The organism is Polymorphospora sp. A560 (genome assembly GCF_045781765.1).
GTDB classification, from domain to species: Bacteria; Actinomycetota; Actinomycetes; order Mycobacteriales; family Micromonosporaceae; genus Polymorphospora; species Polymorphospora lycopeni.
This window is the reverse complement of sequence record NZ_CP122282.1, coordinates 738,713-755,382: the sequence shown is the minus strand read 5'-3', so window position 1 is coordinate 755,382 and position 16,670 is coordinate 738,713. Positions and strand designations below refer to the sequence as shown.

Below are 16,670 nucleotides of genomic sequence, written 5' to 3'. Positions count from 1 at the left end.
TGTGCCGCGGCCCGGGCCGGGCGACAATGGCGTCCGTGTACGCAGTCACCGTGATACCCGGCACAGCGGACTCGCTCCGGCTGGTCGACAACTTCCCGGAGCCATCCCCGCAGGAGGGCCCGGTCCTGGTCGAGACACTGTCGGCCGGGATCTGCGGCACCGACCGGGAGATCATCGACGGTGCGTTCGGCGAGGCCCCGCCGGGCAGCGACACCCTCGTCCTCGGCCACGAGTCGCTGGGCCGGGTGATCGAGGACCCGACCGGGCAGCTGCGCGCCGGTGACCTGATCGCCGGGATCGTGCGCCATCCCGACCCGGTGCCGTGCCCGAACTGTGCAGCCCGGGAGTGGGACATGTGCCGCAACGGGCTCTACACCGAACACGGGATCAAGGCCCGGCAGGGGTTCGCCCGGGAGCGGTGGCGGACCCAGCCCGAGTTCGCCGTACCGCTCGCGCCGGGCCTCGCCGAGGTCGGGGTGCTGCTCGAACCGGCGAGCGTGGTGGCCAAGGGATGGGAGCACGTCGACCGGATCGGTGCCCGGTCGGTGTGGCGGCCACGCCGGGTGCTGGTCACCGGCGCCGGCCCCATCGGTCTGCTCGCCGCGCTGCTCGGCCAGCAACGCGGGCTGGAGGTGCACGTACTCGACCGGGCCGAGGTGGGACACAAACCGGCGCTGGTCGACCGGCTCGGCGCGACGTACCACGCCGGACCGGTCATGGCGCTGGACTTCGAACCGGACATCGTGCTCGAGTGCACCGGCGCGCCGACCGTCGTCATCGACGTGATGGACAAGGTGGGCCGCAACGGCATCGTCTGCCTCACCGGCGTGTCCACCGGCGGGCGGACCATCGAGATCGACGCGGGTGCGCTGAACCACTCGCTGGTCCTGGAGAACAACGTCGTCTTCGGCTCGGTGAACGCCAACCGCCGGCACTGGTTGCAGGCCGCGGAGGCGCTGGCCCGGGCCGACGTCGGCTGGCTCGCCGGGCTGATCACCCGCCGCGAGGACCTCGACCACTACGCCGAGGCGTACGAGGGGCAGCCGGACGACATCAAGGTCGTGCTGGAGTTTCCCGCCGCCCGTTGACCCACCGCGACCCGTGCCGGCCCCGGGCGGCCGGCACGGGTCGCGGGCGTTCAGAGTCCCGGGAACCGGCCGTTGCGGAAGAGATCGACGAAGATCTGGTGGTCCTCGCGGGCCCGCAGGCCGTACGAGTGGGCGAACTCGACCAGGTGCGGGACGAACACGGCCTCGTCCTTGTCGACCGCGGCGACGATCGCCTCCTCGGTCGAGTAGTCGACCAGGTCGTGGCTGGACTCGTCGTCGGCCACCGAGTGCATCCGGGCGACCGCCCGGCCGAGGTCGGCGACCACCGCGGCCAGGTCTTCCGGCTCGTTGACGTCGGCCCAGTCGAGGTCGGCCGCGTACGGCGACACCTCGGCCACGAGCTGCCCGACGCCGCCCAGCTCGGTGAACCCGACCCACGGGTCGGCGTGCGCCTGCAACGCCCGCTGCGACTCGGCCGTCCGGTGGCCCTGGTGGCGGAAGTAGCCACGGACCCGTTCGTCGTCGATGTGGCGGGCCACCGCCGGCACCTGGGCCTGCTTCATGTAGATGATGACGTCGTTCTCCAGCGCCTGCGTGCTGCCCTCCAGCAGCAGGTTGTAGGACGGCAGGCCGGCCGAGCCGATGCCGACCCCCTTGCGCAGCACGATGTCCTTGATGTGGGTGGCGACCGGGCGCAGCGTGGCGCCCGACGCCGGCAGCGTGCCGAGGTAGCGGTGGTACGCGTAGGCGACCTGCTCCCAGGTCTCGTCGTCGATCTCGAAGACGCCGTCGCCGATGGAGAACCGCCGCTCGTAGTTGTCGATCGTGGTCTGCTCGCGCAGCAGGTCGACCCGGGTGTTCAGCCGGGCCTGCTGGAGCACCGTACGCAGCACCCCGTCGGCGTTCGCCAGCGTGATCGAGCCGATCGCGTCGTCGCCGCCGGTGGCGATCGCCCGCAGTTCGGTCAGGTAGGAGGTGGCGAACCGGGTCACCAGGTCGGTGATCACGTCGTCGGACAGCGCCTTGGCGTAGCCGATCAGCGCCACGCTCGCCACGAACCGCTTCAGGTCCCAGGAGAACGGGCCGACGTACGCCTCGTCGAAGTCGTTGACGTTGAAGACCAGCTCACCGGAGCTGTTCATGTAGGTGCCGAAGTTCTCGGCGTGCAGGTCGCCGTGGATCCAGACCCGGCTGGTCCGCCCGTCGAGGAAGCGGTCGTCGGCGAAGTCGCCGGTCAGGTCGGCGTAGAAGACGGACGCGCTGCCGCGGTAGAACGCGAACGGCGAGGCGGCCATCTTGCGGAACTTGCGCCGGAACGCCGCCGGGTCGAGGGCGATCAGCTCCCCAAACTCGGCGATCAGCACCTCGACGAGGCGTTCGGCGCGTTGCTCAGTCGTCATGCCCGGCAGGCTAGCCGCCGGGAGCCAGCCTAGGTGGCCGGCGGACGTACGGGGGCCGCGGTGAGCGCGGCGGTGTCGGCGGGCGACGCGAGCGGGTCGGGTCGGGACACGCCGCCGGGCCCGGACTGCTCGGCGGCGATCTTCTCCTGGAGACGCAGGATGCCGTGCAGCAGCGCCTCCGGCCGGGGCGGGCAGCCCGGCACGTAGACGTCGACCGGGATGATCTGGTCGACTCCCTTGGTCACCGAGTACGAGTCCCAGTACGGCCCGCCGCAGTTGGAGCAGGCGCCGAACGAGATGACGTACTTCGGCTCCGGCATCTGGTCGTAGAGACGCTTGATCGCCGGGGCCATCTTGTCGGTGACGGTGCCCGAGACCACCATCAGATCGGCCTGGCGCGGCCCGTGCGCGAACGGGATCACCCCGAGCCGCATGAAGTCGTGCCGGGACATGCTGGCCGCGATGAACTCGATCGCGCAACAGGCGAGCCCGAAGTTGAAGACCCAGAGCGAGTATCGGCGGCCCCAGTTCAGCACGAACCGGATCGGCTCACCAAGCACCGCGGGCAGTTGCACGTCGCCCCCTCTCCGGCCGGCCGGCTCGGGTCGGCCACCCGACAGTGAACCACAGCCGGCGGGTGCCGGCGGCGCGCAACCGTCGGGGTCATCGAAGCGTGTAACGACCATCGAAGGGGGCGCCCGCCCGCTGGGAACGGGGAGGAAGATGTGACAACGACGATCAATCCACGTCTCGACGAGCCGCCGGACGGCGACCACCGGCGGCGCCCGCCGGCCGTCGAGCCCAGCGACGGCGGTTTCGACGAGTTCTACCACGCCCACTACCGCGAGCTGACCGCCCAGATGTACGCCTACACCGGCGACCTCGCCCAGGCGCAGGACCTCGCCCAGGAGGCGTTCTGCCGGGCCTTCGCCCGCTGGGACAAGGTCATCCGGTACGACGACCCGGTGGCGTGGCTGCGGCGGGTCGCCTGGAATCTGGCCACCAGCCGGTGGCGCCGGATGCGTGCCGCGCGTGCCTACCTCGCGCGGCAGCGCGTCGAGCACGTGCCCGGGCCGAGCCCGGACCGGGTTCTGCTGGCCGCCGCCCTGACCCGGCTGCCGGCCAAGTACCGCCGCGCGGTGGTCCTGTACCACCTCGCCGATCTCAGTGTCGCGGAGATCGCCGCACAGGAGGGCGTCGCCGAGGGCACGGTCAAGTCCTGGCTGCATCGCGGCAGGTTGGCGCTGGCCAGCCAGCTTGCCGACCTCAGGGGGGAAAACCATGGCTGAGTACGACGACATCGACCACGCCTTCGCCGCCCTGCGCGGTGAGGTCTTCGAACGGGTGCTGCCGGCCGGACCGGCGGCGGTGCGGACCACCGTCCGCCGACGTCGACACCGCGCCGCCGTCACGGGGGCGACCGTCGCGGTGCTGCTCGTCGCCGGTCCGGTCGCCGGATACGCGGCGCTCCAGGACCCGGTGCAGCGCCCCGAGACCGGGGCCACCGTCGCTCCGACCGAACCTCCGGCGACGCCGTCGCCCTCCCTGCCGGCACCGACCGGTTCAGCCGGTCCGAGCGCCGTCCCGGACGGCCGGATCAGCCGCGCCGAACTGCTGAACTCGAAGGTCGACCTGCCCCCCTGGCCCGGGAGGGCGGGGTGCCGGGCCGATCAGGCCCGGTTGGAGGCCGCACCCACCAACCAGCCGGCGATCTGGCTCGGTCTGGTCGCGTACGGCGACGTCGACCGGGACGGGGCGGCGGAGACGCTGGCGGAGGTGCAGTGCCTGATCGGCCAGGGTGGACCGGTCCAGGTGATCGCCTTCGACCGGGACGCCAGCGGCAAGATCATCACGATGGGCGCGGTGGTACGCAGCGGAACGAGGGGTATCGAGGACGTCCGCGCGCTCGATCCACGGGCCGACGGCTCGATCCGGATCGAGGTCGCGGACCGGGTGCAGTGCTGCGGCATACCGCTGGAGTCGGTCCGGCGGCAGTGGCGGACCTACGCGCTCGACGGTGGCAACTTCGTCCAGATCGCCGGTCCGACCTCCTTCGGCCCGGGCGGCCCGGCGACGCCCTCGCCCACCGCCGGCCCACCGCGCACCGACCTGTCGGTGACCGCGACCGACGTACGGTTCACCGAGCAGGCTGACGACATGATGCGGCACGGCGTCGTCACCGTGGTGATCCGCAATGCCGGTCCGGTCGACGCCGACCTGGTCCGGCTCCGCTTCCTCTGGGACACCGGGGTGACCCTGATCGCCGAGGGCGACGGCTGGTCGACCTGCTCCAGCCGGGACATTCCCGTCGTCGGCATCACTCCGGAGGAAAACCCGGTCTGCATCCTCGGTCCGCTGCGGGCCGGTCAGCAGCGAACCCTGGTGCTGGGCATCAGCTACAACAAGGACTGGGCGGCGACCGGAATCGGCACCGCCGTGATCGAGCGCGTCAACGACGTGCCGGACCGCAACCCGGACGACAACCACGACCCGTTCAACTACCGCTGACCCACCCTGAAGCGCCCGGCCGGAAGCCCTTCCGGCCGGGCGCTCTCAGCCGTACGTGGGCCGTTGCAGCAGGCCGACGAACTCGATCAGCAGGCGTTCGCGCATCCGGGGCGGGGCGACGTTGAGCACGGTGTTCACCAGCGCCGACCGGTCCGGCAGCGGGGCGGCGCCCGGCTCGCCGCCACCGATCGCGAGCCCCAGTCCGCCGGCGAGCCCCGCGACCAGTTCCGGGGTCAACTGCTCCGGGGCGAGGGCGCCGAGCAGGGCGGCCACCTCGTCGGGCAGCCGTACCGGACCGTGTTCCCGCGCGGCGGTGGCGGCGGCTTCCAGGGCCGGCCCGAACTCGGCCACCCGCGGCGCGACCGCGGCGGTCACCGTCAGGTGGATGGAGGCGGGCAGGTCGCCGTACGCCATCTGGGGTTGGGTGTGCCAGCCACGGATGGTGAGTTCGTCGGCGAGGACGAACAGGTCCAGCGCCGGGTCATCGGACGTGAAGGCGACCACCGTGGACTCGGGTTCGGCCATCAGCCGCAGTCCGTCGACCTTGGTGACGGCGGCGGCGAGGCCGCGTACGGCGTCCAGGGTCCGGCCGGCCAGCGCCAGGTAGCCGTCGTCGCCGATGTGCCGCAGGGTCGCGTACGCGGCGGCGATCGGGCCGCCGGACCGGGTCGACGAGATCACCGGATTGATCATCGTGTAGCCGGGCCAGTCGGCGAACGCGAAGTACTGCGGTGCCCGCAGCGCGGCGTCGCGGTGCAGCAGGACCGAGACCCCCTTGGGGCAGTACGCGTACTTGTGCAGGTCGACTGAGATCGAGGTGACGCCTGGTACGGAGAAGTCGAACGCCGGCCCGTCGACGCCGAGCCGGCGCAGGTAGGGCAGCGTCCAGCCGCCGAAGCAGGCGTCGACGTGGCAGCGTACGCCGGCCGCCGCCGCAACGGACGCGATCTCGGTGACCGGGTCGACGACGCCGTGCGCGTACGACGGCGCCGAGCAGGCGACGAGCACGGTGTCGGGGCCGATCGCGGCGGCGACGTCGGCCGGATCGGGGCGCAGCGTGGTCGCCGACACCGGCACCAGATCCAGGGCGACGCCGAGGTAGTGGGCCGCCTTCGCGAACGCGGCGTGCGCGCTGACCGGGATCACCAGCCGGGGCGTGGCCACCTCGGGCCGGGCGTCGCGGGCCGCCTTCACGGCCAGGATCAGCGACTCGGTGCCGCCGCCCGTGACGCTGCCGACGACATCCGGCGCGGACGTGCCCGGGCCACCGCCGAGCACCGACGCGGCGGCGCCGACCAGGGTGTTCTCCATCGCCAGCAGCGACGGGAACGCGGTCGGATCGAGGCCGTTGACGTGCGCCGACAGCGCGTACGCGGACATCGCCAGGTCGTCGAGGCCGGGAACGGCCGGATCGTAGACGTAGGCGAACAGCCGGCCGCCGTGCGTGGGCCGGTCGGCGGACCGCAGCGCCCGGATCTCGTCAAGGACGCGGTCCGCCGGTACGCCCCGCGCCGGCAACGCCCACGCCACGCGATCATCCCGCTCGCTCATGCCGTCCACTCACTCCGCTCGCTCATGTCGATCACGCTACCGGCTCGGCGGGCCGTGCCTGGTCAACCGGCTTTGTCGGGCCAGCGGCGGCGAGGCGCTGCGGGGTGAGGTCGTAGCCGCGCAGCAGCAGCACCGCCAGCCCGACCGCCAGCGCCGGCAGGACGGTGAAGCCGAGCAGCACCCCGAGCCGGGCGGTGTCGGACTGCGCGGCGGCGACCCCGGTGTCCGACGACACGTAGCCGAACAGCTGCAGCACCAACGCGAACACGCCGGGGCCGAGGGCCAGGCCGAACGTCTCCCCCGCCGTCCACAGGCCGGTGAACACCCCCGCCTGGCGGCGACCGGTTCGCGCGGTGTCGTACGCGATGCAGTCCGGCAGCATCGCCAGGGCGAAGACCTGCTGGCCGGCGTACCCGCAGCCGATCACCGCGACCAGCAGGTAGACGACCACGGCCGGCAGCACCGGCGCGGCGACCAGCAGCAGCGCCGCGACGGCGAAGAGCAGCGACGCGGCGACGAACGCCCGCAGCTTGCCGAGCCGCGCGCCGACCCGGCTCCACACCGGCATGACCAGCAGCGCCGGGCCGACGAAGCAGGCGAAGAGCACGGTCGGCCCGGTGTCCGGGTTGTCCAGGATCTGGCCGGCGAAGTACGCGACGCCGGCGAGGACCGTGCCGATGCCGACGGACTGGACGACGAAGCAGATCAGCAGCGCCCGGAACGGCCGGTTGCCGGTGGCGACGGCGAGCTGGGCGCGCAGGCTCGGCTCGCTCTCCTGCACGGCACCGGTCGGGGCGCCCCGGGTGCCGAAGAAGACGCCGAGGGTGCCGATCACGATCAGCGCCCCGACGAACAGGCCCATCAGGCGATGTCCGGCGATCCCGTTGCCGCCGGCGGTGACCACGGCCGGCGCGACCGCCCCGGAGACCAGGATGGCCAGCGCCAGTACGGCGATCCGCCAGGTCATCAGCCGGGTGCGTTCGCTGTACGAGTCGGTCAGCTCGGCCGGCATGGCGACGTACGGCACCTGGAAGAACGCGAACGCGGTGGCGGTGAGGAGGAAGGCGACGGCGACGTACCCGCCGGCCGCCGAGCCGTTGCCGAACGGCGCGGCGAAGATCGCGGCGAACAGCACGGCCAGGGCCAGCCCACCGACCAGCAGGTATGGCCGCCGGGCGCCCCACCGGGTGCGGGTGCGGTCGGAGATGCGGCCGGCGACGGGGTTGACCAGTACGTCCCACGCCTTCGGCAGGACCACGAGCAGGCCGGCGAGCCCGGCGGCGATGCCGAGCGTGTCGGTCAGGTACGGCAGCAGCAACAGCCCCGGGACGGTGCCGAACGCACCGGTCACCAGCGAGCCGAGGGCGTACCCGCCGTGCACCCGGCGGGGCAGCCCGCCACCCGATGCCGCGCCGCCCGATGCCACACCGCCACCGGCCGGGCTACCGCTCCCACCGCCGGTCCCGGCGCCGGTCCCACCGCCGCTTCCGACGCCGCTCCCGGCGCCCCGGACATGAGACGCATTCATGAATCGGCATGCTAGCCGGCACCGGTCCCGCTGGACAGCGTCCGGCCGGCCATGATCCGGGTGATCAGGGAGCCCGTCGTGCGGCGCGCCGACGACACGCCGGACTTACTCCCTGATCACGCGGATCAAGGGGTGGGGTACCAGGAGGAGGCGCGCATGTCGACCTTCAGGCCGTTCAGGCGGGCGCCCTCGCCGATCAGGCGGGCGGCGGCCTCGGCCTCGTGGCCCGGCGGGAGCCGGCCGCCGGCGCCGACCACCCGGTGCCACGGCACGCCGGAGCCGTGCCGGGACATGATCCCGCCGACCAGTCGTGCCGACGTCCGCCCGGACCGGTCGGACAGGTAGTCGGCGATCGCGCCGTACGTCATCACCCGACCCGGCGGGATGCGCTCGACGAGCGTCAGGACCTCTTCGACGTACTCCTCAGGCGTCACGACCCGCCACGATATGGGAGCCGCGACGCCCGCGCGCACCCGAACCGCGCAGAATGGGCGGGTGCGCGAAGCAGTCCTGTCAGCGCGGCGGATCGTGGTCAAGGTCGGTTCGTCGTCACTGACCACCGCCCTCGGCGGACTCGACACCGGCCGGGTCGACGCCCTCACCGACGTACTCGCCGGGCTGGCCGGAGGCGGCCGGGAGGTCGTACTCGTCTCGTCCGGCGCCATCGCCGCCGGCCTGGCCCCGCTCGGGCTGCCCCGCCGGCCACGCGACCTCGCCACCCAGCAGGCCGCCGCCAGCGTCGGGCAGGGGCTGCTGATCGGCCACTACACGGCCAGCTTCGGCCGGCACGGCCGGACCGTCGGCCAGGTGCTGCTCACCGTCGACGACGTCACCCGGCGGGCGCACTACCGCAACGCCTACCGGACCCTGCGCAAGCTGCTCGACCTGCGGGCCATCCCGATCGTCAACGAGAACGACACGGTCGCCACCGACGAGATCCGGTTCGGCGACAACGACCGGCTCGCCGCCCTGGTCGCCGCCCTGGTCGACGCCGACCTGCTGGTCCTGCTCTCCGACGTGGACGCCCTCTACACCGGCGACCCGGCCCGGCCGGAGAGCCGGCGGATCGACGAGGTACGTACCGACGCCGACCTCGCCGGGGTGGCGGTGGGCCGGGCCGGGCGGGCCGGCGTCGGCACCGGCGGCATGGTCACCAAGGTCGAGGCGGCGAAGATCGCCACCGGGTTCGGCATCCCGGTCGTGCTCACCGCCGCACCGCTGGCCGCACCGGCACTGGCCGGCGAGCCGGTCGGCACGTTCTTCCACCGGATGCCGAAACGCCCGGCCGCCCGGCTGTTCTGGCTCGCCCACGCCACCTCGCCGCGTGGCCGGCTGCACCTGGACCCGGGCGCCGTGCAGGCGGTGGTCAACCGCCGCAAGTCGCTGCTGCCCGCCGGAATCACCTCGGTCGACGGCACCTTCACCGCCGGTGACCCGGTCGACCTGGTCGACGCGGCCGGCTCCCCGGTGGCCCGCGGGCTGGTCAACTACGACGCGGTGGAGCTGCCCGGACTGCTCGGCCGGTCCACGGTCGAACTCGCCGCGACGCTCGGCCCCGGATACGAACGAGAGGTCGTCCACCGCGACGACCTGGTACTGCTGTGACGGCTACCGTGCTGGAGGAATCATGAGCGTCATCGAACAGGCGCGCCGGGCCCGCGAGGCGGCCGCCGAACTGGCGACCGCGCCCCGCAAGGTCAAGGACGCGGCGCTGCACGCGATGGCCGACGCGCTGGTCGCCCGTACGGAAGAGATCGTGACCGCGAACGCCGGTGACATCGAGGCGGGCCGCGCGGCCGGCCTGTCGACGGCGATCATCGACCGGTTGACGCTGACCGGGACCCGGATCGCCGCGATCGCCGAGGCGCTGCGCGAGATGGCGGCGCTGCCCGACCCGGTCGGCGAGGTGGTCCGCGGCTCGACCCTGCCCAACGGGCTCGAACTGCGCCAGATCCGGGTGCCGTTCGGCGTCGTCGGCATCATCTACGAGGCGCGACCGAACGTGACCGCCGACGCCGCCGGCATCTGCCTGAAGTCGGGCAACGCGGCCCTGCTCCGTGGATCGTCGTCGGCCGCCAACTCCAACGCCGCCATCGTGTCGGTGCTGCGCGCGGCGGTCGCCGACACCGGCCTGCCCGCCGACGCGATCCAGTTGCTGGACAGTTCGTCCCGCGACTCGGTCAAGGAGCTGATGCGGGCCCGCGGGCTGGTCGACGTACTCATCCCGCGCGGCGGCGCGTCACTGATCAGGACGGTGGTCGAGGAGTCGACGGTTCCGGTGATCGAGACCGGGGTCGGCAACTGCCACGTGTACGTCGACGCGGACGCCGACCTCGACAAGGCGCTGGCCGTGGTGCTCAACGCCAAGACGCAGCGGCTGTCGACCTGCAACACCGCCGAGTCGCTGCTGGTGCACGCGGCGGTCACCGAGGCGTTCCTGCCCCGGGTGCTGGCCGCGTTCGCGCAGGCCGGGGTGACCGTGCACGGCACCCCCGAGGTCGCCGCGTACTCCCCCGACGTGGTGCCCGCCACCGACGAGGACTTCGGCACCGAATACCTGTCCGCCGACATCTCGGCCGCCGTCGTACCGTCGCTGTCGGACGCGGTCGCCCACATCCGCCGGTACGGCACCGGGCACACCGAGGCGATCGTGACCGACTCGACGACGGCGGCCCGCGAGTTCGTGGCCCGGGTCGACGCGGCGGCGGTGATGGTCAACGCCTCCACCCGCTTCACCGACGGTGGCGAGTTCGGGTTCGGCGCCGAGATCGGCATCTCGACCCAGAAGCTGCACGCCCGCGGCCCGATGGGCCTGCCCGAGCTGACCTCGACCAAGTACGTCGTCACCGGCGACGGCCACATCCGCACCTGACCGGGGTCCGGCGCCGGGCCGGTCCGGCGGGCGCGTGGCGCTCAGCGGCAGGCGCGGATCGCGGCCAGCGTGGTGTGTACGTCGAACGCGTCACCGTCGTCGCTGGTCCAGCCGCCGTCGCTGCGCTGTGTCTCGGCGAGCCGGCGCCGGGCGGCGGTGAGCAGCCAGTCCTGCGTGGCGACGCCGACCCGGCGCAGCGCCGCCGCCATGGTGGCCACGTCGGCCGGCGTCATCCCGGGCAGCCGCTCGCCGAGCACGACCTGCATCCGGGCCGACTCGTGGAACATCTCCTGCCGGTGCAGCACCGCCGCGCCGAGCCAGCCGGCGGCGAGGAAGGACGGCCAGGTCCCGTCCGGGTTGATCCGGTAGGCCACGGCCTGCGCGGCGGCGAGCACGACGCCGGCGTACACGCCGCCGACCCGGTGGTCGAGCGGCCCGGCGGACCGGGCGTCGTGGCCGGCGACGGTCAGCCAGAATCCGGCGTTCGCGGTGAGGTAGAGCCGCGCCTCCGGGTTTCCCGGCTGTGCCCACGACGGCGCCTGGTTGGCCAGCGCCGCGTCCTCCTCCCAGCTACCGTCCGGCAGCTGCCGGCTGGCCAGCCAGTCCAGCGCCTTGCGTGCCGCCGGCCGGCCGAGGGCACCGAGGTCGTCGAGTTCGGCGAGCCGGAAGCAGGTGGCGTCGACGGACGCGACCTCGCCGGCCCAGAAGGCGGGCCATCCGCCCTCGGCGGTCTGCCCCACCTCGGCCTCGTCGAGCACGCCCGGCTGCGGGGCGGCCCCGGTACGCAGCCACGAGAGCCGCGCCCGGTCGACCAGGTCGCCGTGCGCGACCACGAAGCCGATCGCGGCATCCATGTCGATCACGGTCGAGACGCTACCGCCGCCGAACCGCCCCCGCCTCGGTAGGACAGTCAAGGTCATCTGTCCGCCCGGCGGGCTGACCTGCCAACCTTTACGTGTCCGGGCACCAATCGCCGCATAGTTGATCTGAGCGGCAGAGACCTAACAGAAGCCCAATAAGGTCCCTAACGCCCAGATCAACAACCAACCCACCGCCCACCCCTCGACGAACAAGGCGACGGACAGCAGTAGACCGCGACCAGAGTCGCGAGTCGACCGAGCGCCGCCGCACCGTCTGGAGCCCGAGGACATGCGGCGAAGCCGTCATGCCCGCAGGGCGAAGACGGTGCACTTAGGCGGCGCGAAGCGGAGCGAGCCAGCCGAGCCGGAGGCGAGGCCAGCCAACACCGCGAGTCGACCGAGCGCCGCCGCACCGTCTGGAGCCCGAGGACATGCGGCGAAGCCGTCATGCCCGCAGGGCGAAGACGGTGCACTTGGGCGGCGCGAAGCGGAGCGAGCCAGCCCCGCCGGAGGCGGGGCCAGCCAACTCAGTACGCCGGCAGCGACGGGTCGATCTGGTTGACCCAGGCGATCACGCCGCCCTGCACGTGTACGGCGTCGCGGAACCCGGCCGCCTTGAGGGCGGCGAGTGCCTCGGCGGAGCGTACGCCGGTCTTGCAGTGCAGCACGATCTGCCGGTCCTGCGGGAACTTCGCCAGCGCCTCGCCGGACATGATCTCGCCCTTGGGGACGAGCGTGGCGCCGGGGATGCGGACGATCTCGTATTCGGCGGGTTCGCGCACGTCGACGAGGAAGACGTCCTTGCCGGCGTCCTGCCATTCCTTGAGTTCGCGGGCGGTGATGGTGGCGTCGACGACCGCCGCCTCGGCTTCCGGCGAGACCGCGCCGCAGAAGTCCTCGTAGTCTTCCAGCAGGTCGGTCACGGTCGGGTTGTCGCCGCAGAGCACGCAGGCCGGGTCCTTGCGGACCTTGATCTTGCGGTACGTCATCTCCAGCGCGTCGTAGACCGTCAGCGCGCCGACGAGCGGCTCGCCGATGCCGGTCAGCAGCTTGATCGCCTCGGTGACCTGGATCGAGCCGACCGACGCGCAGAGCACGCCGAGCACGCCGCCCTCGGCGCAGGACGGGACCATGCCGGGCGGCGGCGGCTCGGGGTAGAGGCACCGGTAGCAGGGACCGTGCTCGGCCCAGAAGACGGATGCCTGGCCGTCGAAGCGGTAGATCGAGCCCCAGACGTACGGCTTGCCGAGCAGGACGGCCGCGTCGTTGACCATGTAGCGGGTGGCGAAGTTGTCGGTGCCGTCGACGATCAGGTCGTACCGGGCGAAGATCTCGCGTACGTTGTCGCGGTCCAGCGCGGTGTTGTGGATCTCCACCTTGACCAGCGGGTTGATCTCGCGGATCGAGGCGGCGGCCGACTCGGCCTTGGGCCGGCCGACGTCGGACTGGCCGTGGATGATCTGCCGCTGGAGGTTGGACTCGTCGACGGTGTCGAAGTCGATGATGCCGAGCGTGCCGACACCGGCCGCGGCGAGGTACATCAGGGCCGGGGAGCCGAGGCCGCCGGCGCCGACGCAGAGCACGCGGGCGTTCTTCAGTCGCTTCTGCCCCTCGACCCCCACGTCGGGGATGATCAGGTGGCGGGAATAGCGGCGGATCTCGTCTACGGTCAGCTCGGCGGCGGGCTCGACGAGCGGGGGCAGCGACACGGTGAACTCCCCGGAATCGACAGTGGTGTCGGGCCATTGTTGCTCGTTCCTGACAGGTTCGACCATGAGGTGCAACACCCGACCACGATGCGGAACAGGGGAATATCTCAAGGCAGGGCCGGGCCGACGTACCGGCGGCCGTCGAGGTAGGGCCAGGCGTTGGCCAGGCACCCCTCCAGGCCGTACGTCTGCTGCTGCATCACCGGGGCGGGGCCGCCGGCGGACGGGCACGCCTCGTGGCCGTACCCGAGTTCGTGACCGACCTCGTGGTTGATCACGTAGGCCCGGTAGGTGTCGAGCGGGGCGCCGTAGTCGGGTACCGCCTCCTGCCAGCGGGCCACGTTGATGATCACCTGGCCGGGCAGCCGGCAGGAGGTGTAGCCCTCGGTCCGCAGCCCGCCGGCGGCGCACATCCGCTCCGACGTGGCGGGGGTGGCCAGGTAGAGGGTGAAGTCGGCGGCCGCCGTTTGCGGCACGTGCTGCAGCCGTAGCTGGCCGGACGCGGTCCAGCTCCGCGGATCGCCGAGGATCGTGTCGGCGGCGCTGGCGAAGGCCGCCGTGTCCTGTCCCATGCCGTGTTCGACCGCGACCCGGAAGCGGCGCAGCGTTCCGGCGGTGCCGAGTACGGCGCCCTCGTCGGCGGCGAACCCGAAGGTGCCCGGCCCGGCCGTCGGATACCCCGGGCCGGGGGTGGGCGTGGACGGCGCGGGTGCCGCCGCCGACGCGCCGCTGGCGGGTGCGGATGCGGATGCGGCCGCGGGTGCCGGTGCGGGTGATGCGGTGGCGGGCGCCGGTTCGGCGGACGCGCCGGTCGCGGCCGTGGCCGGTAGCCCGGCGGCGATGCCGTCCCGGGCGGCGGCCGCCGGCTCGGCACCGGAGCGGTTGCCGTTGCGGGCCAGGTCGACCCCGACGAGAACGCCGGCGGCCAGCACCAGCAGGAGCACGAGGAGTCGGCGCCGCCGCTTCCAGTGCCGCTGGCGGGCGCCCCGGCCGCCCGTACCGCCGGCTCCCGGGCCGGGGCTGATCGGCGCCCCGGGGTCCGGGGCGCTGGCCCGCCCGCCCGGGGCCGGGACGCGCGGTGAGTCGGTCTCTGGCGTCGTCATGCCTTTCGACCCTGCCACGTACCAGGTGCCCGGGGCGCACTACGCCACGCCTTATCGTCCAGATTGGGAGTGTTTTGGCACGACCAACCGGTACGGCGTCCCTCGCGGCACCGTCCACCGGACCGGCGGACCCGCGCATCCGGCCGAACGGCTCAGAGCGGCGGACCCGCGTACCGCTTGCCGTCGAGGAACGGCCACGGGTTGGCGACGCAGCCGTTGAGGAAGAGGGTCTGCTGCATCATCACCGGTGCGGGCTTGCCCCGGCCGGGGCAGCGCTCGTGGTTGTAGCCGAGTTCGTGGCCGACCTCGTGGTTGACGACGTACTCGCGGTAGACGTCGAGCGGCACCTCGGCCTCGACGTAGTGCGGGACCGAGGTCCGCCACCGGTCCAGGTTGAGGATCACCTTGCCCTGCGCCCGGCACGACGTGTACGGCTTGCCGTCGACCCGGATGTCGACCCAGCCCGCCTGGCACATCGTGTACGCCGTCTGCGGGGTGACCAGGTAGACGGTGAAGTCGTGCCCGGCCCGGTCCGGGACCCGCTGCAACCGCAGCCGGCCGCTGCCGGTCCAGCTTCCCTTGTCGGCCAGTGCCGCGTCGACGATCGCCCCGACCTCCTCCACGTCCTCGCCCGCGCCCTTCTCGACCGCGATCCGGTAGCGGCGCAGCGTGCCCGCGGTGCCGGCCACCTCGCCCTGCGTGGTGCCGTAGTCGAAGGTGCCCTCCCCCTTCGACGGCACCGGACCCGGCAACTGGAGCACCGGCGGCGGCTCGGTGGACGGCTCGGACGCCGGCTCGGTGGACGGCGGCAGCGCGATCGGTGATTCGGCGGCCAGCGGCACCTCGGCCGTCGGGGTCTTCTCCCCTCCGGTGAACCCGGGCACCGCCAGTCCGACCAGCACCAGTCCGGCCGCCACCGCGAGGGTGGCCAGGGACACCAGCTGGGCGACCGGTCGCCGGCCGGGCGCGCTACGGCCGGACCTACCGACCTGTGGCGGCGACGCGGAGGGGCGGATCGGTGACGAGGTACGCATCGCCGGACAGCTTGCCACACCGCCCGCCGGGGCCGGGTGTGAAGATCACGACTGCCGGGGCAGCCGGCGGTCAGGCCCCGACCGGGTCCCGGTGTTCGTCGAGGAGGGCGAGCACGGCCCGGGCGACCGTACGGGGCACCTCCATCTGCGCCACGTGCCCGACCCCGTCGAGCATCAGCAGCCGACTGTCCGGGATCACCCCGGCCACCTGCGGCGCGACCCGTACGTCGACCAGCCGGTCCTGCCGGCCGCCGATGACCAGGGTCGGTGCGGTGATCCGGGCCGCGGTCCGCCACAGCGACCGGTCGCCGGGCAGGTACGCCCGCACGAACTCCGAGACGATGCCGCGCAGCGTGCCGAGGTAGGCGCTCGCGTAGTGGGCCGCCGTGCCCCGGATCCGGATCTCCTCGATCGTCTCCAGCCGACGCTGCTCACCGATGCGCGAGGTGTCGGCCACGCACGCCTCGATCACCTGCCGGGCCATCTCCTCCGGCGGGATCTGCGCCAGCCGGCGGGCCATCAGGCGTTCGGCGCGGGGGATCGCCAGCAGCGGCAGCATCCGCCCCTGTAGCGAGCGCCGGGGGTCGAGGAACGGCATGGCCGGCGAGATGAGCGTGAGGGTACGGACCAGGTCGGGGCGGCGCCCCGCGACGCGTACGGCGATGGCCCCGCCGAGCGAGTTGCCGAGCAGGTGGACGGGGCCACGGCCGGACTGGTCCAGGTGCCCGATCACCCGGTCGGCGAACGACGCGATCGTGTAGCGGTCGCCGGGGTCGCTGTTGCCGAAGCCGGGCAGGTCGATCGCCTCGCCGTCGAGGCGGCCGGCGAGCAGGCCGGCCAGGTCGGTCCAGTTCTGCGAGGAGCCGCCGAGGCCGTGCACGTAGAACGCCGGCTCGGCGTCGGCCGTGGTCGCCGGGGTGTCCCGGATGTAGACGGTCGAGCCTTCGGGGCCCACCCGGCGCCCGAGCCACGGCGGGGGCATCCGGTCCTCCGGCAACAGGTCGTCGGCCGCCAGGAGTGCGTCTCTCATACCTCCAGTGTGCGTCGCCGGGAAAC

At 72.9% G+C, this 16,670-nt stretch carries 15 protein-coding genes; 5 read left to right on the top strand and 10 right to left on the bottom strand.

From position 1 onward, the window contains the following. Window positions 1-35 precede the first annotated feature (35 nt). Window positions 36-1,088: a glucose 1-dehydrogenase gene (locus tag QCD66_RS03500; RefSeq protein WP_375733938.1), complete on the top strand. Its 1,053-nt coding sequence runs from the start codon at window positions 36-38 to the stop codon at window positions 1,086-1,088. A 50-nt stretch (window positions 1,089-1,138) separates the two neighbouring features. On the opposite strand, the gene QCD66_RS03495 is transcribed toward QCD66_RS03500, so the two are convergent. Both QCD66_RS03495 and QCD66_RS03490 read right to left on the bottom strand, forming a co-directional pair. Further along, window positions 1,139-2,449 carry a DUF2252 domain-containing protein gene (locus tag QCD66_RS03495; protein ID WP_375733937.1) on the bottom strand — a complete coding sequence of 437 codons (1,311 nt, stop codon included), beginning with the start codon at window positions 2,447-2,449 and terminating at the stop codon, window positions 1,139-1,141. 29 nt (window positions 2,450-2,478) lie between these two features. After that, complete coding sequence (locus tag QCD66_RS03490) at window positions 2,479-3,024, bottom strand: NADH-quinone oxidoreductase subunit B family protein (RefSeq protein ID WP_357536499.1); 546 nt, start codon at window positions 3,022-3,024, stop codon at window positions 2,479-2,481. Between the two features lie 162 nt (window positions 3,025-3,186). On the opposite strand from QCD66_RS03490, the gene QCD66_RS03485 reads away from it, so the two are divergent. Both QCD66_RS03485 and QCD66_RS03480 read left to right on the top strand, forming a co-directional pair. Next, window positions 3,187-3,738, top strand: coding sequence for a SigE family RNA polymerase sigma factor (locus QCD66_RS03485; RefSeq protein ID WP_375733956.1), 552 nt, complete (start codon window positions 3,187-3,189; stop codon window positions 3,736-3,738). Then, window positions 3,731-4,957 carry a hypothetical protein gene (locus QCD66_RS03480; protein WP_375733936.1) on the top strand — a complete coding sequence of 409 codons (1,227 nt, stop codon included), beginning with the start codon at window positions 3,731-3,733 and terminating at the stop codon, window positions 4,955-4,957. Before QCD66_RS03485 ends, QCD66_RS03480 begins: the two co-directional genes overlap by 8 nt. Before the next feature lie 45 nt (window positions 4,958-5,002). Here QCD66_RS03480 and QCD66_RS03475 read toward each other — a convergent pair whose 3' ends face one another. From QCD66_RS03475 to QCD66_RS03465, 3 genes are all read right to left on the bottom strand, one after another. Next, the gene (locus QCD66_RS03475) at window positions 5,003-6,508 is read right to left on the bottom strand and encodes a pyridoxal phosphate-dependent decarboxylase family protein (RefSeq protein WP_375733935.1); all 1,506 of its coding nucleotides are present in this window, start codon (window positions 6,506-6,508) and stop codon (window positions 5,003-5,005) included. A gap of 31 nt (window positions 6,509-6,539) precedes the next feature. Then, window positions 6,540-8,036, bottom strand: coding sequence for an MFS transporter (locus QCD66_RS03470; protein WP_375733934.1), 1,497 nt, complete (start codon window positions 8,034-8,036; stop codon window positions 6,540-6,542). Between the two features lie 125 nt (window positions 8,037-8,161). Beyond that, a complete protein-coding gene (locus QCD66_RS03465) occupies window positions 8,162-8,470 on the bottom strand; it encodes an MGMT family protein (RefSeq protein WP_364210710.1) in 309 nt (102 codons plus the stop codon). Between the two features lie 13 nt (window positions 8,471-8,483). Between QCD66_RS03465 and proB the strand changes: the two genes are divergently transcribed. Further along, window positions 8,484-9,641: a glutamate 5-kinase gene (proB, locus tag QCD66_RS03460; protein WP_375733933.1), complete on the top strand. Its 1,158-nt coding sequence runs from the start codon at window positions 8,484-8,486 to the stop codon at window positions 9,639-9,641. A 22-nt stretch (window positions 9,642-9,663) separates the two neighbouring features. Further along, a complete protein-coding gene (locus QCD66_RS03455) occupies window positions 9,664-10,908 on the top strand; it encodes a glutamate-5-semialdehyde dehydrogenase (protein WP_375733932.1) in 1,245 nt (414 codons plus the stop codon). A 41-nt stretch (window positions 10,909-10,949) separates the two neighbouring features. Here QCD66_RS03455 and QCD66_RS03450 read toward each other — a convergent pair whose 3' ends face one another. The 5 genes from QCD66_RS03450 to QCD66_RS03430 all read right to left on the bottom strand — a co-directional run bounded on the left by QCD66_RS03450 (window position 10,950) and on the right by QCD66_RS03430 (window position 16,644). Continuing rightward, window positions 10,950-11,828, bottom strand: a complete 879-nt coding sequence (locus tag QCD66_RS03450) for a prenyltransferase/squalene oxidase repeat-containing protein (protein ID WP_364210701.1) — start codon at window positions 11,826-11,828, stop codon at window positions 10,950-10,952. A 467-nt stretch (window positions 11,829-12,295) separates the two neighbouring features. After that, window positions 12,296-13,543 carry an adenylyltransferase/sulfurtransferase MoeZ gene (moeZ, locus tag QCD66_RS03445; RefSeq protein WP_375733931.1) on the bottom strand — a complete coding sequence of 416 codons (1,248 nt, stop codon included), beginning with the start codon at window positions 13,541-13,543 and terminating at the stop codon, window positions 12,296-12,298. Between the two features lie 41 nt (window positions 13,544-13,584). Continuing rightward, complete coding sequence (locus QCD66_RS03440; RefSeq protein ID WP_375733930.1) at window positions 13,585-14,580, bottom strand: DUF3152 domain-containing protein; 996 nt, start codon at window positions 14,578-14,580, stop codon at window positions 13,585-13,587. Between the two features lie 152 nt (window positions 14,581-14,732). After that, window positions 14,733-15,614 (bottom strand): DUF3152 domain-containing protein, encoded by an 882-nt coding sequence (locus QCD66_RS03435; RefSeq protein WP_375733929.1) that lies wholly within the window; start codon window positions 15,612-15,614, stop codon window positions 14,733-14,735. A gap of 70 nt (window positions 15,615-15,684) precedes the next feature. Beyond that, window positions 15,685-16,644, bottom strand: a complete 960-nt coding sequence (locus QCD66_RS03430; RefSeq protein ID WP_364210689.1) for an alpha/beta fold hydrolase — start codon at window positions 16,642-16,644, stop codon at window positions 15,685-15,687. Window positions 16,645-16,670 lie beyond the last annotated feature (26 nt).

Coding starts and splice junctions, on each gene's coding strand:
- QCD66_RS03435 (WP_375733929.1), bottom strand. CDS start 15,614: ATGCGTACCTCGTCACCGATCCGCCCCTCCGCGTCGCCGCCACAGGTC.
- QCD66_RS03495 (WP_375733937.1), bottom strand. CDS start 2,449: ATGACGACTGAGCAACGCGCCGAACGCCTCGTCGAGGTGCTGATCGCC.
- QCD66_RS03470 (WP_375733934.1), bottom strand. CDS start 8,036: ATGAATGCGTCTCATGTCCGGGGCGCCGGGAGCGGCGTCGGAAGCGGC.
- proB (WP_375733933.1), top strand. CDS start 8,484: ATGGGAGCCGCGACGCCCGCGCGCACCCGAACCGCGCAGAATGGGCGG.
- moeZ (WP_375733931.1), bottom strand. CDS start 13,543: ATGGTCGAACCTGTCAGGAACGAGCAACAATGGCCCGACACCACTGTC.
- QCD66_RS03440 (WP_375733930.1), bottom strand. CDS start 14,580: ATGACGACGCCAGAGACCGACTCACCGCGCGTCCCGGCCCCGGGCGGG.
- QCD66_RS03475 (WP_375733935.1), bottom strand. CDS start 6,508: ATGAGCGAGCGGGATGATCGCGTGGCGTGGGCGTTGCCGGCGCGGGGC.
- QCD66_RS03430 (WP_364210689.1), bottom strand. CDS start 16,644: ATGAGAGACGCACTCCTGGCGGCCGACGACCTGTTGCCGGAGGACCGG.
- QCD66_RS03455 (WP_375733932.1), top strand. CDS start 9,664: ATGAGCGTCATCGAACAGGCGCGCCGGGCCCGCGAGGCGGCCGCCGAA.
- QCD66_RS03450 (WP_364210701.1), bottom strand. CDS start 11,828: ATGACCTTGACTGTCCTACCGAGGCGGGGGCGGTTCGGCGGCGGTAGC.
- QCD66_RS03480 (WP_375733936.1), top strand. CDS start 3,731: ATGGCTGAGTACGACGACATCGACCACGCCTTCGCCGCCCTGCGCGGT.